General features: G+C 71.5%; 15 protein-coding genes. 10 read left to right on the top strand and 5 right to left on the bottom strand.

The window, feature by feature from the left end; genetic code table 11:
• Nucleotides 1–32 precede the first annotated feature (32 nt).
• Genes EUA06_RS15415 through EUA06_RS15405 form a run of 4 tightly spaced genes read left to right on the top strand, consistent with a single transcriptional unit; the run spans nt 33 to nt 1,260 of the window.
• On the top strand, nt 33–392 hold the full coding sequence (locus EUA06_RS15415) for a hypothetical protein (RefSeq protein WP_129477388.1): 360 nt from the start codon (nt 33–35) through the stop codon (nt 390–392).
• Entirely contained in the window at nt 389–781 is a 393-nt protein-coding gene (locus EUA06_RS15410; RefSeq protein ID WP_129477386.1) for a hypothetical protein, read from the top strand. The genes EUA06_RS15415 and EUA06_RS15410 overlap by 4 nt, the downstream gene beginning before the upstream one ends.
• Before the next feature lie 56 nt (nt 782–837).
• The gene (locus EUA06_RS22510) at nt 838–999 is read left to right on the top strand and encodes a hypothetical protein (protein WP_165354412.1); all 162 of its coding nucleotides are present in this window, start codon (nt 838–840) and stop codon (nt 997–999) included.
• 6 nt (nt 1,000–1,005) lie between these two features.
• The gene (locus EUA06_RS15405; protein WP_129477384.1) at nt 1,006–1,260 is read left to right on the top strand and encodes a CHRD domain-containing protein; all 255 of its coding nucleotides are present in this window, start codon (nt 1,006–1,008) and stop codon (nt 1,258–1,260) included.
• 60 nt (nt 1,261–1,320) lie between these two features.
• Here EUA06_RS15405 and EUA06_RS15400 read toward each other — a convergent pair whose 3' ends face one another.
• Nucleotides 1,321–2,511, bottom strand: coding sequence for a RimK family alpha-L-glutamate ligase (locus EUA06_RS15400; RefSeq protein WP_129477383.1), 1,191 nt, complete (start codon nt 2,509–2,511; stop codon nt 1,321–1,323).
• Nucleotides 2,512–2,552: 41 nt separating this feature from the next.
• On the opposite strand from EUA06_RS15400, the gene EUA06_RS15395 reads away from it, so the two are divergent.
• Nucleotides 2,553–3,053: an ATP-dependent zinc protease family protein gene (locus EUA06_RS15395; RefSeq protein WP_129477381.1), complete on the top strand. Its 501-nt coding sequence runs from the start codon at nt 2,553–2,555 to the stop codon at nt 3,051–3,053.
• On the opposite strand, the gene EUA06_RS15390 is transcribed toward EUA06_RS15395, so the two are convergent.
• A complete protein-coding gene (locus EUA06_RS15390; protein ID WP_129477379.1) occupies nt 3,040–4,353 on the bottom strand; it encodes a hypothetical protein in 1,314 nt (437 codons plus the stop codon). The two genes, EUA06_RS15395 and EUA06_RS15390, sit on opposite strands and share 14 nt — an antisense overlap.
• Nucleotides 4,354–4,510: 157 nt before the next feature.
• On the opposite strand from EUA06_RS15390, the gene EUA06_RS15385 reads away from it, so the two are divergent.
• The 4 genes from EUA06_RS15385 to EUA06_RS15370 all read left to right on the top strand — a co-directional run bounded on the left by EUA06_RS15385 (nt 4,511) and on the right by EUA06_RS15370 (nt 8,783).
• Nucleotides 4,511–6,025 carry a carbohydrate-binding domain-containing protein gene (locus tag EUA06_RS15385; RefSeq protein ID WP_129477377.1) on the top strand — a complete coding sequence of 505 codons (1,515 nt, stop codon included), beginning with the start codon at nt 4,511–4,513 and terminating at the stop codon, nt 6,023–6,025.
• 49 nt (nt 6,026–6,074) lie between these two features.
• The gene (locus EUA06_RS15380) at nt 6,075–6,491 is read left to right on the top strand and encodes a hypothetical protein (RefSeq protein ID WP_129477375.1); all 417 of its coding nucleotides are present in this window, start codon (nt 6,075–6,077) and stop codon (nt 6,489–6,491) included.
• A 134-nt stretch (nt 6,492–6,625) separates the two neighbouring features.
• The gene (locus EUA06_RS15375; protein WP_129477373.1) at nt 6,626–7,573 is read left to right on the top strand and encodes a succinylglutamate desuccinylase/aspartoacylase family protein; all 948 of its coding nucleotides are present in this window, start codon (nt 6,626–6,628) and stop codon (nt 7,571–7,573) included.
• Nucleotides 7,574–7,583: 10 nt separating this feature from the next.
• Nucleotides 7,584–8,783 carry a cysteine desulfurase-like protein gene (locus EUA06_RS15370; RefSeq protein ID WP_129477371.1) on the top strand — a complete coding sequence of 400 codons (1,200 nt, stop codon included), beginning with the start codon at nt 7,584–7,586 and terminating at the stop codon, nt 8,781–8,783.
• Between the two features lie 70 nt (nt 8,784–8,853).
• Here EUA06_RS15370 and EUA06_RS15365 read toward each other — a convergent pair whose 3' ends face one another.
• A complete protein-coding gene (locus EUA06_RS15365) occupies nt 8,854–9,078 on the bottom strand; it encodes a hypothetical protein (protein WP_129477370.1) in 225 nt (74 codons plus the stop codon).
• 223 nt (nt 9,079–9,301) lie between these two features.
• Between EUA06_RS15365 and EUA06_RS15360 the strand changes: the two genes are divergently transcribed.
• Nucleotides 9,302–10,342, top strand: a complete 1,041-nt coding sequence (locus EUA06_RS15360; RefSeq protein ID WP_129477368.1) for a DNA polymerase IV — start codon at nt 9,302–9,304, stop codon at nt 10,340–10,342.
• Nucleotides 10,343–10,346: 4 nt separating this feature from the next.
• Here the strand turns inward: EUA06_RS15360 and EUA06_RS15355 are convergent, their stop codons facing one another.
• Both EUA06_RS15355 and EUA06_RS15350 read right to left on the bottom strand, forming a co-directional pair.
• A complete protein-coding gene (locus tag EUA06_RS15355; protein WP_129477366.1) occupies nt 10,347–12,905 on the bottom strand; it encodes an ABC transporter permease in 2,559 nt (852 codons plus the stop codon).
• Nucleotides 12,905–13,684 (bottom strand): ABC transporter ATP-binding protein, encoded by a 780-nt coding sequence (locus EUA06_RS15350; RefSeq protein WP_129477364.1) that lies wholly within the window; start codon nt 13,682–13,684, stop codon nt 12,905–12,907. Before EUA06_RS15350 ends, EUA06_RS15355 begins: the two co-directional genes overlap by 1 nt.
• Between the last annotated feature and the right edge of the window lie 43 nt (nt 13,685–13,727).

Genomic DNA, 13,727 nt, shown 5'->3' with positions numbered 1-13,727 from the left:
CCTGTGTGTCCGTGCCTGAGAGGATCGGCGGCGTGGACGGACCCCTGCCCCTCGTGCTGCTCTACGGGTCGTTGGCCTTCGCCGCTGTCGTGCTGCTGTACGTCGTCCTCGACCGCACGCCCGACTGGGGCCTGCTCGGCCTCGCCGGCCTGGTCGAGCTCGGGACCCTGGTGCTGCTGGGCGTCGCGATCGCGCAGGTCGGCGACGTCTCCCTGTCGGGCGGCGCGACGGTCACGCTCTTCGGCTACCTCGTCGCCGGGCTGGTCCTGCTGCCGGTCGGCTTCGCGTGGTCCCTCGCCGAGCGCAGCCGCGGGGCCACGGCGGTGCTGATGGTCGCGGGCCTGGCCCAGGCCTTCGTCGTCGTACGCGTCATGCAGGTGTGGCCGTCATGAGCTCCACCAGGTCGGGCATCGGTCGCGCCCTCGTCGCGGTCTACGGCGTCTTCGCCCTCGCCGCGACCGCCCGCTCGCTCGTCCAGCTGGGCACCAAGGCGTCCGAGGCTCCGGTCGCCTACACGCTGTCAGCGGTCGCCGCGCTCGTGTACGTCGCCGCCACCCTCGGCCTCGCCGAGGTCGGCCCGTCCCCGCGCCGGCTGGCGTGGGCGGCCGTCGGCTTCGAGCTCGTCGGCGTGCTCACGGTCGGCACGCTGACCGTCCTCGACCCGGAGCTCTTCCCCGACCAGACCGTGTGGTCGTCGTACGGCGCGGGCTACGGCTGGCTGCCGCTGGTGCTGCCGTTCGTCGGGCTGGCGTGGCTCTGGCACACGCGCCCGCGCACCTGACCAGACCGCACTCGTCCTCCCTTCCCCTGCCGCTCGCGCGGGAGCACCATCGGGGGATGAACCTCGCCACCCGTGCCGCGGCCGCGATCGGTGCCGCCCTGCTGATCCTGCCGGTGTGGTCCGCCAGCGCCCTCCCCGCCCGAGCGACCGTCCTGCACGCCACGCTCGCGCCGAGCGGTGACGCGAACGGCTCGGGCATGGCGATGGTCACGCTATGACCGGTCGTGCGCCGTGTGTGCGCGACCATCTCGTGGTCGGACATCGACAAGCCGATCGCGGCCCACATCCATCGCCGCTCGGACGGTCAGGTCGTCGTGGACCTGACGGGCTCGGTGACGGGAGGGACGAAGTGCGCCACTGCCTCGCGACGGTTGATCCGCCGCATCGCCGAGCAGCCGGGCCGGTACTACGTCAACGTGCACAACCGGACGTACCCCGCCGGAGCCGTCCAGGGCTCCCTCGGCGCGCACCACATGTGACCCCACGACGTCATACGGGCGGGGCATCGGCTTGCCCCGTCCGTATGACCTCCCGAGGCGCTACGGCGTCGTCGGCGGCAGGTGCTTCTTCATCAGCCGCTTGACCCGGCGCTGCTTGCGGTCCGGGATCATCGAGCGCATCTCCTCGAGCTTGCCGAAGCAGAGCAGGCGGTCCTCGCCCTCGAGGACGGTCTTGTGACGCGGGTTCGGGATGACCTGCGGGCCACGGTGAAGCGTGAGCACGGTGATGTCGCGGTCGTCGAGGCCGGAGTCGCCGAGCTTCTTGCCGACCATGTCGGAGCCGGCGTGCACGACGATCTCGGCGACGCCGTAGCCCGTCGAGACGGTGAGCCGCTGGCGGACGTCGATGTCGGGGAAGGCGACCTGGTTGTCGATGTAGTCGATGATCGCGCCGGCGACGTCGAGCTTGGTCGCGGCCTCGATGCCCTCGAGGCCGGGCGAGGAGTTGACCTCCATCACCTGCGGGCCGTTCTTGCCCTCGAGCATGTCGACACCGGCGACGCGCAGGCCCATGATCTGCGCCGACCTGACGGCGACGCGCTCGAACTCCTCATCGAGCTCGACCGGCTCGACGCTGCCGCCGCGGTGCACGTTGGAGCGGAACTCGTCGCCCTGCGCCACGCGCCGCATCGCCGCGACGACGCGGTCGCCGACGACGAGGGCGCGGATGTCGCGGCCCTTGCTCTCCTTGACGAAGCGCTGGATCAGCACGTTCTGCCGGGTGCTCTGCAGCGTCTCGATGATCGCCTCGGCGACCTTCAGCGTCGGCGCGAGGATGACGCCGATGCCCTGCGTGCCCTCGAGCAGCTTGATCACGACGGGCGCACCGCCGACGCTCTCGATCGCGGGGATCACGTCGGCGCGGTCCTGCACGAAGGTGGTCGCCGGCATCGGGATCTTGTGGCGCGACAGGATCTGCGTCGCGCGCAGCTTGTCGCGGCTGTTGGCGATGCCATAGCTGGTGTTGGGCGTGTAGACGTCCATCTGCTCGAACTGCCTCACGACGGCGGTGCCGAAGTAGGTGATCGAGTTGCCGATGCGGGGCAGCACGGCGTCGTACGTCGACAGCTGCTTGCCGCGGAACAGGAGGTCGGGCTCGTCACCGGTGAGGTCGATGCCGAAGCGCAGCGTGTTGAGCACCTTGACGTCGTGGCCACGGTCGACGGCGGCCGTCCGGAGTCGCTGGGTGCTGTAGGAGCGTGGTGCGCGGGACAGGATGGCGAGCTTCACGGGCCTCATACAAGCACGAGGCCACCTGACAGGATGTCGGCGTGCCCACCACCGACGAGACGCCCGAGCCGCTGGTCGTCGGGTGGCGCGAGTGGGTCGGCCTCCCGCAGGCCGGGCTCGAGTGGGTGAAGGCCAAGATCGACACCGGTGCGCGATCGTCCGCGATCCATGCCTTCGACCTCGAGGCCTACGAGCAGGACGGCGCCGAGTGGGTCCGCTTCTCCGTCCACCCCTGGCAGCGGTCCGACGAGGACCACGTCGAGCTGGCCCTGCCGGTGCTCGACCGCCGCGAGGTGAGGTCGAGCAACGGCCAGGTGGAGCAGAGGTACGCCGTCAGCCTCGACGTGCGGCTCGCCGGTCGCACCATCACGACCGTGATGACGCTCAGCAACCGTGACGAGATGGGCTTCCGGATGCTGATCGGCCGCGAGGCCCTCGAGCGCGGCTTCCTCGTCGACTCGTCGAGGTCGTACGCCGGCGGCAGGCCGCGGCGGGCCGTGCGCCGCCGCAACTGGGGCAAGGACGTCGTCAGCGGAGCCTGACCTCGCAGCTCGTCAGCTTCTCCCCGCTGCAGCGGTCGCGGTTGGCGTTGCCGTTGATCGTGTCGCGCCCGGGTCCACCGATGAGCAGGTCCCTGCCGCGGGTGCCGCTGATCGTGTCGCGGCCGGCGTCGCCCCGGACCGTGATGTCGGACTTCCGGGCGTCGCGGCACGAGAGCACATAGCTCGCGTCGCCGGTGCGGTTGGCCACGAGGGTGTCGTTGCCGGCGCGGCCGGCCACCGTGGCGGTGCAGGCATAGAACTGCAGGTCGTCGGCGCGCTTCGTCCCACGCAGGTCGAGCCGGTCGGCGCCGACCCGGACCTGCTCCCAGCCCGCGATCCGGCCCGCGTCGCCCTGCGACGTCCAGGTCCGCCTGCCGAGGTCGACGGCCAGCCGCTTCCCACCCCAGAGGTCGATGACGTCCGCACCCGCACCTCCGACGTAGGCACTGCCGTCGCCGCCCCTGCCGTCGGACGACAGGAGGGTGTCGTCGCCGGCGCCGAGGTCGAAGCGCTGGGCGCCGTCGAAGTCGTCGAAGGAGGTGTAGAGGACCTCGTCCCGCTCGCTGCCCGCGAAGTCCAGCGACCGGGGCGCCTTCGACCCGTAGAGGTTGAAACGCACGAACGGACCGGTCCACCGCAGCATGGTGGCGTCGTCCTCGGTGAGGGTGCCGGCGGCTGCGTCGACCGCCAGCGCACCCGTGCCGAGCCGAGGCGTCAGGGTGCTCTCCGGCCCGACCTCGAGCCGGCCGGCAGCGCTCATCACGCCGGCCCAGTAGACCGTGTTGCCGAGGCCCGTCAGCCGGATGTCGTCGGAGTTGGGCAGGCCGGGCGACCCGGACTCGACCTCGTCGCCCTGGGAGGTGGCGCTGCCACCCGAGGTCGAGACCACCGTGTCGACCTCGGTGTCGAGCGCGTCCCCGCCCTGCCCGGTGATGACCCGGTCCTGCGCAGGTGAGCCGAGGTAGGTGTCGGAGCCCGTGCCGAGGACCGCCTCGACCTGGCCGCGGGTCGCCGAGGCGTCGACGACGTCGTTGCCCGCACCCGTGCCGACGTCCGAACCCGCGTAGACACCACCATCGGTGACGCACACCAGGTCGGCCCCGCCGAGGGTCTCGACCGTCACGGCACCATTCGTCACGACGACGTCGTCGGCCTCGGAGCCGAGCAGGCCGAGCTGCCCGGGAGTGCCGACGACGGTCGCCGGCCGACCCTGGCAGGTCTCGCCGGCGGCGTAGGTCGGGGCAGAGGGCAGCAGGACGACGGCCAGCAGGCCGGTGGCTGCGAGGTGCAGCGGTCGCATGGGAAGTCCCTTCTCGTCGGGCGGACGGATGTCTCCCAGGGTGACGCACGGAGTGGACGAGAAGTTGTGCGGCCTTCACAGGAGGCGCACAACCTCAGCCCATGTCGCCGACAGCCGGGACGTCGAGCATCGGGTCCACACCACCGAAAGGTCCCCCATGCGACTCCTTGCTCCCACCCGGCTCCGCCAGGCACTCGCCGGCACGGCCGCCGTCCTCCTCCTCGCCGGCTGCGGCGCATCCGTGGCCGACACCACCACGTCCAGCTCCTCCACCTCGACGAGCGCGGTCGCCACCTCCGACGGCACCACGGTGGACGACGCGCTCGCCGACGATGTCGCCGTCGAGACCGGCGACACGTCCTACGACGAGGCCGACGCGATCGCAGTGACCCTCGACGGCACCACCGCGACGTCCGACTCCGACGCCGTCTCCGTCGAGGACGGCACGGTGACGATCACCGCCGCCGGCACCTACGGGCTGACCGGCGAGCTGACCGGCCAGGTCGTCGTCGACAGTGCCGGGGACGGCGTCGTACGCCTCGTGCTCGACGACGCGACCATCACCTCCGAGACGACCTCCGCGATCAGCGTCGTCGACGCCGAGTCGGTCGTGGTCGTCCTCGCCGACGGCAGCGACAACGCGCTGGCCGACGCATCGACGTACGCCGACACGTCGGAGGACGCGCCCACCGGAACCCTCTACTCCACCGCCGACCTCACGATCGGCGGCAGCGGGTCGCTCACGGTGACGGGAAGGAGCAACAACGGCATCGTCGGCAAGGACGGGCTGGTCATCACCGGCGGCACGATCGACGTGACCTCCGTCGACGACGGCATCCTCGGCAAGGACTACCTCGTCCTCACCGACGGCACCGTCACCGTCGACGCCGTCGGCGACACCTTCAAGTCCGACAACACCGAGGACGCCGGCTCCGGATTCGTGCTGATCGAGGGCGGCGACCTCACCGTGACCTCCCAGGACGACGGCATCAAGGGCGTGCAGGTGCTGATCAGCGGCGGCACCGTCGAGGTCGCCGGGTCCAACGAGGCGCTCGAGGGCTCGCTGATCATCATCGACGACGGCGACATCGAGCTGCACTCCGCCGACGACGGCGTCAACGCGGCCACCTCCGACGACAGCGCGGCGACCGATGGCACGGCCGGACAGATGGGTGGCGGCGGCGAGATGCAGGCCGACACCTCGCTGAACCTCTACGTCAACGGCGGCTCGCTCGAGGTCTGGGCGAGCGGCGACGGCCTCGACTCCAACGGCAACGCCACGATCACCGGCGGCGACATCCTCGTCCACGGCCCGACCACCGACGGCAACGGCGCGCTCGACGTCAACGGCACGTTCGAGGTCAGCGGCGGCACGCTGCTGGCCACCGGCAGCGCCGGGATGGTGGTCGCCCCCTCCACCGACTCCGCCCAGGGCTGGATCGCCACGACCCTCGCGAGCACGGCCGCCGCCGGGTCGGAGGTCGTGATCACCGACGCCGACGGCACCGAGGTCGCGACGTACGCGATCGAGAAGGACGCCGCCTCCGTCGTCTACTCCGGCTCCGGCATCGAGCAGGGCGCGACCTACACGGTCACCGTCGACGGCACCGACACCACCGTCACCGCAGGCGAGGCGCCGGCCGGTGGTCGCGGCGGCCCGATGGGCGGCTGACAGATGACCACCTCGACCCCTCCCTCCACCCACCACGAAGGAACCTTCCATGTCTGAGAACCAGCTCCCCGCAGCACCAGCCACCGACCCTGCGCAGTCGTCGTACGCCGAGTCGCCCGCTCCCAGGCGCACCTGGCGCGATCGCATCCCGAGCGGCCGCAAGGTGATCACCGCAGGCGCGGTGGTCGCCGGCCTGGCGGTCGGCGGTGCGGGCTTCGGGGCCGGGTACGCCGTCGGGCACGACGACGTCGTGACCACCGGCACCACCCAGACCACCGACGACCTCGACGGCCGGGGCTTCCCGGGTGACGGCCGTGGCCCGATGGGCGACCTGCCCGGCGGGCCGATGGGCGGCACCACCCAGGACGGCACGGGCCAGGCCCCCGACTTCGACGGCGACGGCCAGCCCGACACCGACGACGGCACGGACTCCTCGACCGACTCCTCGGAATCGCTCAACAGCTGACGCCCACCCCCTCGATCCACACAGCCGACCCGCCCCGGACCGCCTCTCCCCCGTGAGGTGTCCGGGGCGGGTCTCGTGACGACTACTGTTGCCCGCGTGATCGCCGAGGCCAGCCCACTCGCACAGGCGGTCTGATGGCTCGGGAGTCCTTTGCCATCGGCGGGGTGCGGATCCGGGCCGGGACGGTGCGGGCACTCGAGCTGCCGATCACCCGGCTGGTCACCGGCGCCGACGTGACGCTGCCGGTGCGCGTCGTGCACGGGCGCGAGGACGGGCCGACGACCTGGATCAACGCGGCCATCCACGGCGACGAGGTCGTCGGTGTCGAGGTGGTCCGTCAGGTGATGGCCGGGCTCGACCCCAAGACCTTCCGCGGCACGCTCGTCGCGGTGCCGATCGTCAACGTCCTCGGCTTCATGACCGGTGACCGTTACCTCCCCGACCGTCGCGACCTCAACCGCTCCTTCCCCGGCTCGGCCCGCGGCTCGCTCGCCGGCCGGATCGCACACCTCTTCATGCGCGAGATCGTGGCCGGCTGCGAGGTCGGCATCGACCTCCACACCGGCTCCGACCGCCGCAGCAACCTGCCGCAGGTCCGCGCCGACCTCGACGACGAGGGCACCCGTGAGCTGGCCGCCGCCTTCGGTGCGCCGGTGATGCTCCACGCCAAGATCCGCGACGGGTCGCTGCGCCACGCCGCGCGCGAGATGGGCGCGAAGGTCCTGCTCTACGAGGCCGGGGAGCCGCTGCGGTTCGACGACTACGCGGTCGAGGCCGGCGTGATCGGCGTACGCCGGGTGCTCGCCACGCTCGGCATGACCGACCCGGTCGAGGAGCTGCCCCCTGAGCCGAGCCTGGAGTGCCGGACGAGCGGCTGGGTCCGCGCGCGCCGCACCGGGATCCTGCACCTCGACGCGCACCTCGGCCAGAAGGTGAGCGACGGCGAGCGGCTCGGCACGCTCTTCGACTCCTTCGGCAAGACGCTGCGTGCGGTCTACGCCAACCGCGACGGCATCGTGATCGGTCGCACCGAGGCGCCGCTCGTCAACTCCGGTGACGCGGTCGTCCACATCGCCAACTAGCGTGCGTCGCATGGTCTTCGACGTCGCTGCCTTCCGCTCGGAGTTCCCGTCCCTCGAGTCCGGGATCGCCCACTTCGACAACCCCGGCGGGACCCAGACGCCGCGCGTCGTCGGCGAGTCGATCGCCCGGACGCTGACCGGACCGCTCTCGCAGCGCGGCGCCGCCACCCTGAGCCAGCGCAACGCCGAGGAGTCCGTCGCCGGCTTCCGCTCGGCCATCGCCGACCTCGTCGGCGGCGTGCCCGAGGGCGTGGTCCACGGCCGCAGTGCGACCGCGCTGACGTACGACGTCTCCCGCACGCTGTCGCGCACCTGGTCGCCCGGCGACGAGATCGTCCTCTGCGAGCTCGACCACGACTCCAACGTGCGGCCGTGGATCCAGTCGGCCGAGCGCGCCGGGGTGTCGGTGAGGTGGCTGCGGCTCGACCCGTCGACCGGCGAGCTCGACCTCTCCTCGCTCGACGTGGTCACCGACCGCACGCGCCTGGTCGCGTTGACCGCGGCCTCGAACCTGCTCGGCACCCGCCCGCCCGTGGCGTCCGTCGCTACGCGGGCGCACGAGGTCGGCGCCCTGCTCTACGTCGACGCCGTGCACCACACCGCGCACGCCGCTCCCGACCTCACGGCGATGGGCGCCGACCTGCTGGTCTGCTCGCCCTACAAGTTCTTCGGCCCCCACTGCGGCGCGCTCGTCGCCGACCCGGAGCTGCTCGAGACGCTGCGCCCCGACAAGCTCCTGCCGTCGAGCGACGCGGTGCCCGAACGCTTCGAGCTCGGCACGCTGCCCTACGAGATCCTCGCCGGTGCCACTGCAGCCGTGGACCTCATCGCGTCGGTCGGCACGGGCTCGTCGCGTCGCGAGCGGCTCGTCTCGGCCGCCGCCTCGATCGCGGAGCACGAGCTGCGCCTGCGGCTCCGGATCGAGGAGGGCCTCGCCGACCTGGGGGATCACCTGACCCTCCACTCGCGCGCCGCCGACCGGACCTCCACGCTCTTCCTCACCCTGCGCGACCGCCTGCCCGTGGACGCGTACGAGGCACTGGCGAAGCACGACGTGCTCGTCCCGGCCGGGACCTTCTACGCCTACGAGACCTTCCGCGCGCTCGGCCTCGCCGTCGACTCGGGCCTGCGGATCGGGCTCGCGGCCTACACCGACGACTCGGAGGTCGACAGGCTGCTCGAGGGCCTCAGCGACTTCCTGAATGCCTGACTCGAAGTCCGCTCGCGACATCCACGAGCGGACTTCGACCTAGATGCGTCGGCCGGTCCGTGTGAGGACGTCAGTCGTCGCGGACCTGCTCCGCGACCTCCTCCGAACCCGCGCCGTCCTCGTGCGCGCTCGAGTCGACGTCGTCGGTGTCCACGGTGTCGCCGACCGTCGCGTTGCCGTCGGGCTCGGCGTCGAGCGCCCGCTGGCGGTCCTCGTCGGACACGCGCTCACCGGCGGCCGGGAAGGCGGACTCCTCGGGGTGGGTGTCGTACGGGTCCCGCTGGTCGTCGCTCATCGTTCGACCGTACGCCGACGGCGTACGGCCGTGCCCGCCCGCAGGGGTGGCGGCAGATCGCAGATCCCAAGGGCCCCCGAACGGCAATGTGCCGCCACCCCCGCGGCAGACCCCTTCAGGGGTGGCGGCAGATCGCAGATCCCAAGGCCCCCGAACGGCAATGTGCCGCCACCCCCGACGGGGAGGCGGACGAGCTGTCGGACGGCTCGGCCACACTGGCGAGGTGACCCACTGGGTGCTCCACGTCGACATGGACCAGTTCCTGGTCGCGGTCGAGCTGCTGCGCCGGCCCGAGCTGGTCGGGCTGCCGGTCGTCGTCGGTGGGCGGGGCGACCCCACCGAGCGGGCGGTCGTGTCGACCGCGTCCTACGAGGCCCGAGCCCACGGCGTACGCAGTGGGCTGGCGCTCAAGCTCGCCAAGCGGCGGTGCCCCGAGGCGGTCTTCCTGCCAGTCGACTTCCCGGTCTACGAGGCGGCGTCCGCGCAGGTGATGGCGACGTTGCGCGCGACCCCGGGAGCGGTGGTGGAGGTGCTCGGGTGGGACGAGGCGTTCGTGGGGATCGAGGCCGACGACCCCGTCGTGGCAGCGCGCTCGATCCAGGCGGCGGTGCTCGCGGCGACCGGGCTGCACTGCTCGGTGGGCATCGGCGACACCCTCGTGCGGGCCAAGATCGCGACCGACTTCGGCAAGCCCCAGGGCACCTTCGTGCTCACCCGCGACAACTGGATGGAGGTCATGGGCCACCGCCCGACCACCGCGCTCTGGGGCGTCGGCAACAAGATCGGCGCGCGCCTCCAGGTGATCGGGATCCGCACGGTCGCCGACCTGGCTGCGGCCGACGAGGAGGCTCTGGTCGCCGCGTTCGGCCGGGCCAGCGGCACACACCTCGGCCGGCTCGGCCGCGGCGGCGGCCGGTCGCGGCCCGACGACACCCCGTGGGTGGCGCGCGCCCACGGCCGCGAGACGACCTACCAGGCCGACCTGGTCACCGCCGACGAGGTGCGCTCCGCGCTGGCCGAGCTCGCCGGCCGGGTCGTCGTGGACGTCCGCAAGGAGGACCGCGCCGTGCAACGCGTGCACCTCAAGGTGCGGTTCGCGCCGTTCTTCACGTTCACCAAGGTGCGCAAGCTCAAGGAGCCGACCTACGACGTCGAGGTGATCACGCAGACGGCGTACGACCTCTTCCTCGCGCTCGACGACCAGCGCCCCGTGCGCCTGCTCGGCGTGCGGGGCGAGATGGTCGAGCCGGAGGGTGGCTACTGACGCATCACTCGGTTGCGATCGCCTGCAGCACCTTCATCCGCGACGCGCGGATGGCGGGTACGACGGCCGCGAGCACGCCGAAGAGCACCGCGACCACCAGGAAGATGACGAGGTTGTCGAGGGGCAGCGAGAGCTCGGTGAGGTCGTCCTTGAGCGACTGGCGCAGCACCACGCCGATGACCAGCCCGACCACCATCCCCAGCACGGCGCCGAGCAGCGCGATCGCCACCGACTCGAGCGTGATCATCGTGCGCAGCTTGCGCCGCGACAACCCCACGGCGCGCAGCAGCCCGATCTCCCGGGTCCGCTCGATCACGCTGAGCCCGAGGGTGTTGACGATGCCGATCACCGCGATGACCACGGCCAGGGCGAGCAGTCCGTAGATGACGTAGAGCAGCTGGTTGACCTGGCTGCTGATCAGCTCCTTGAACTCCTCCTTGTCCTGCACCGACAGGATCGGAAGGGCCTCGACCACGTCCTCGAGGTCCTGCTTGGCGCTCGCGCGGTCAGCCCCCTCGGCGAGCATGATGCTGAGGCTGGAGTCGCTGCGCTTGATGCCGGCCTCGGCCAGCAGCGCCAGCGGGGTCGTGATGCCGCTGGTCGTCGGAGACTCCTCGGACACCCCGACCACCTCGACCGCGATGGTCTCGCCGCCCGGGAACTGGATGTCGATGGTGTCGCCGACGCCCGCACCGAAGTCGTCGGCCCGCCCCTCGTTGAGGATCGCCTGCCGACCGGACATCTGGTCGGTGCCGTCGATCATGGCCAGGTCGTAGATGTCCAGGAACGCCTGGTCCACGCCGGTGAGGAAGGTCTGGTCCGGCTCGCCGTCGACCTCGACGCTCACCGGCGTGGCCTGCTGGCGCGAGACCTGGTCGACGCCGTCGACGTCCTCCATCCGGTCACCGAAGGCGGCCGGAAAGCTCTGGAACGTCGGCATCTGCACGAGGAAGTCGCTCTTGAAGGCGTCGTCGACCGTGGCGTCGTTGGTCGCGCTGAGCGAGGAGGCGAGCACGCCGACCGCCGAGACGACCGCGAGCCCGATCATCAACGCCGACGCTGTGGCGCCCGTACGACGCGGGTTGCGCAGCGCGTTCTCGCCGGCGAGGAGACCGGCGGTGCCGAAGACGCGGCCGAAGACGCTGCGGCAGAGCAGCAGCACGGGCTGGCCCACCACGGGAGCCATGACAGCAGTGGTGATCACCCAGATCACCGCGCCGGCACCGATCCAGTAGGCGTCGGTCCCGGGCGCACCCGTCAGCCCGACGACGACGAACGCCGTGCCGACGACCATCGCGATGGTGCCGAGCAGGAGTCGGCGGCCCATCCCCTTCTCCTGGACCACGAGGTCGTCGCGCATCGCCGCGACCGGCGGCACCTTGGCCGCGCGCCGCGCCGGGACGAAGGCGGCCACCATGGTGACCGCCACGCCGACGACGTAGCCCCAGAAGATGGTGCCGGGGGTCAGGGTCAGCACGTCGCCGGCGATGTCGAGCCCGAAGCTGCGGAAGAGTCCGGCCAGCAGACGCGACAGCCCGAGCCCGAGCAGCAGCCCGAGCGTGGCGCCCACCACCGCCATCAGGAACGCCTCGACAAGCACCGAGCGGGTCACCTGCTTCCTGCTCGCCCCCAGGGCGCGCAGCAGCGCGGACTCCCGCACGCGCTGGGAGACCAGGATCGTGAAGGTGTTGAAGATGATGAAGCCGCCCACCAGGATCGCGATCCCGGCGAACACCTTCAGGAAGATGTCGATGACGTCGAGGAACTGGCCGATCTGGTCCTGGGTCTCCTCGACCACCTTGTCGCCGGTCACGGCGGTGAAGCCCGCCGGTGTCACCGCGGACGCTGCCTCGGCGAGCTCCGTCTGGGAGATGCCGTCGGCGGCCGTGAGCGCGACGCTGGTGAACGCGTCCTCGCCGCCGAGGAAGATCTCCTGAGCCTCCGCGGTGTCGAGCAGCACCAGCGTCGCGCCGGCCGTCCCGCCACCGTTGAAGTCAGCGGTGCCGACGAGGGTGAACGTGCGCCGGGGGTCCTGGCCCTCGGTCGGCACGATCATCGTGACCGTGTCGCCGATCTCGTAGCCACCCCGCTCCGCCGACGACGTGTCGAGGGTGACCTCGCCGGGCTGCTCGGGCCAGCCGCCCTCGTTGAGCACGAGGATGTCCTCGCCGGCCATGTTGTCGGCGGGCGCGTAGTTGAACGCCAGCGTCGGGGCGCCCTGGCCGCCGACGAGCTTGTCGTCCTCACCGAGGAGGAACGAACCGAAGCCGTCGACGGACCCGGTCGCGTCCTCCACCTCGGGCAGCGCGCTGATCTTGTCGATGTCGGCCGGGGTGATCAGTTGGGTGGTGGCGACCCCCGCGTTGGCGGCCGAGACGTCGCCGGCCGGCCGCACCAGCCCGTCGGAGGTCGAGCCGCTGACGATGTTCTGGAAGGTGGCGTTGAGCCCGCTGCTGAAGGTCATCACGCCGGCGAGGAAGCCGATGCCGAGCACGATCGCGAGCGTGCTCATCAGCAGGCGCACCTTGCGAGCGAGCAGGTTGCGCCAGGTCAGGAGGAGCATCAGCCGGCTGCCTTCTGGGCGGCGACGTCCTGGAGGCTCGCCATCTTCGCGAGGATCTGGTCGCGGTCGGGATTGCGCAGCTCGTCGACGATCTTGCCGTCAGCGAGGAAGACGATGCGGTCGGTGTACGACGCCGCGACCGGGTCGTGCGTCACCATCACGACGGTCTGTCCGAACTCGTCGACGCTGCGGCGCAGGAAGCCGAGGACCTCGGCCGAGCTGGTGGAGTCGAGGTTGCCGGTGGGCTCGTCCGCGAAGACGATCGACGGCTTGCTCACCAGCGCCCGCGCGCAGGCCACCCGCTGCTGCTGGCCGCCGGACATCTCGCTGGGGCGGTGCCCGAGGCGCGGGCGGAGCCCGACGGAGTCGACGACCTGGTCGAACCACTCGCGGTCGGGCTTGCGGCCGGCCAGGCTCAGCGGGAGCAGGATGTTCTCCTCCGCGCTCAGCGTCGGCACCAGGTTGAACGACTGGAACACGAAGCCCACGCGCTCGCGGCGCAGGGTCGTCAGGTCCTTGTCCTTGAGCCTGCCGAGCGAGGTGCCGTCGACGATCGCCTCGCCGGCGGTCGGGGTGTCGAGGGCGGCCAGGCAGTGCATGAGCGTCGACTTCCCGGACCCCGACGGCCCCATCACCGCGGTGAACTCGCCCTTCATCAGGTCGACGGTCACGCCGTCGAGGGCACGCACCTCGGCCTCGCCCTTGCCGTAGGTCTTCGTCAGGTCCTTCGCGCTCGCAGCGACCTCGGTCGCTGCGCCCTCCCCGGGCTGCTCAGTCATGCGGCAAGTCTGGCAGTCGCGCAGAATCCGCTGCCATGGGACA

The organism is Nocardioides glacieisoli (assembly GCF_004137245.1).
Classification (GTDB): domain Bacteria; phylum Actinomycetota; class Actinomycetes; order Propionibacteriales; family Nocardioidaceae; genus Nocardioides; species Nocardioides glacieisoli.
The sequence above is the reverse complement of the archived record's forward strand: the minus strand, read 5'-3'. Positions and strand labels throughout refer to the sequence as shown.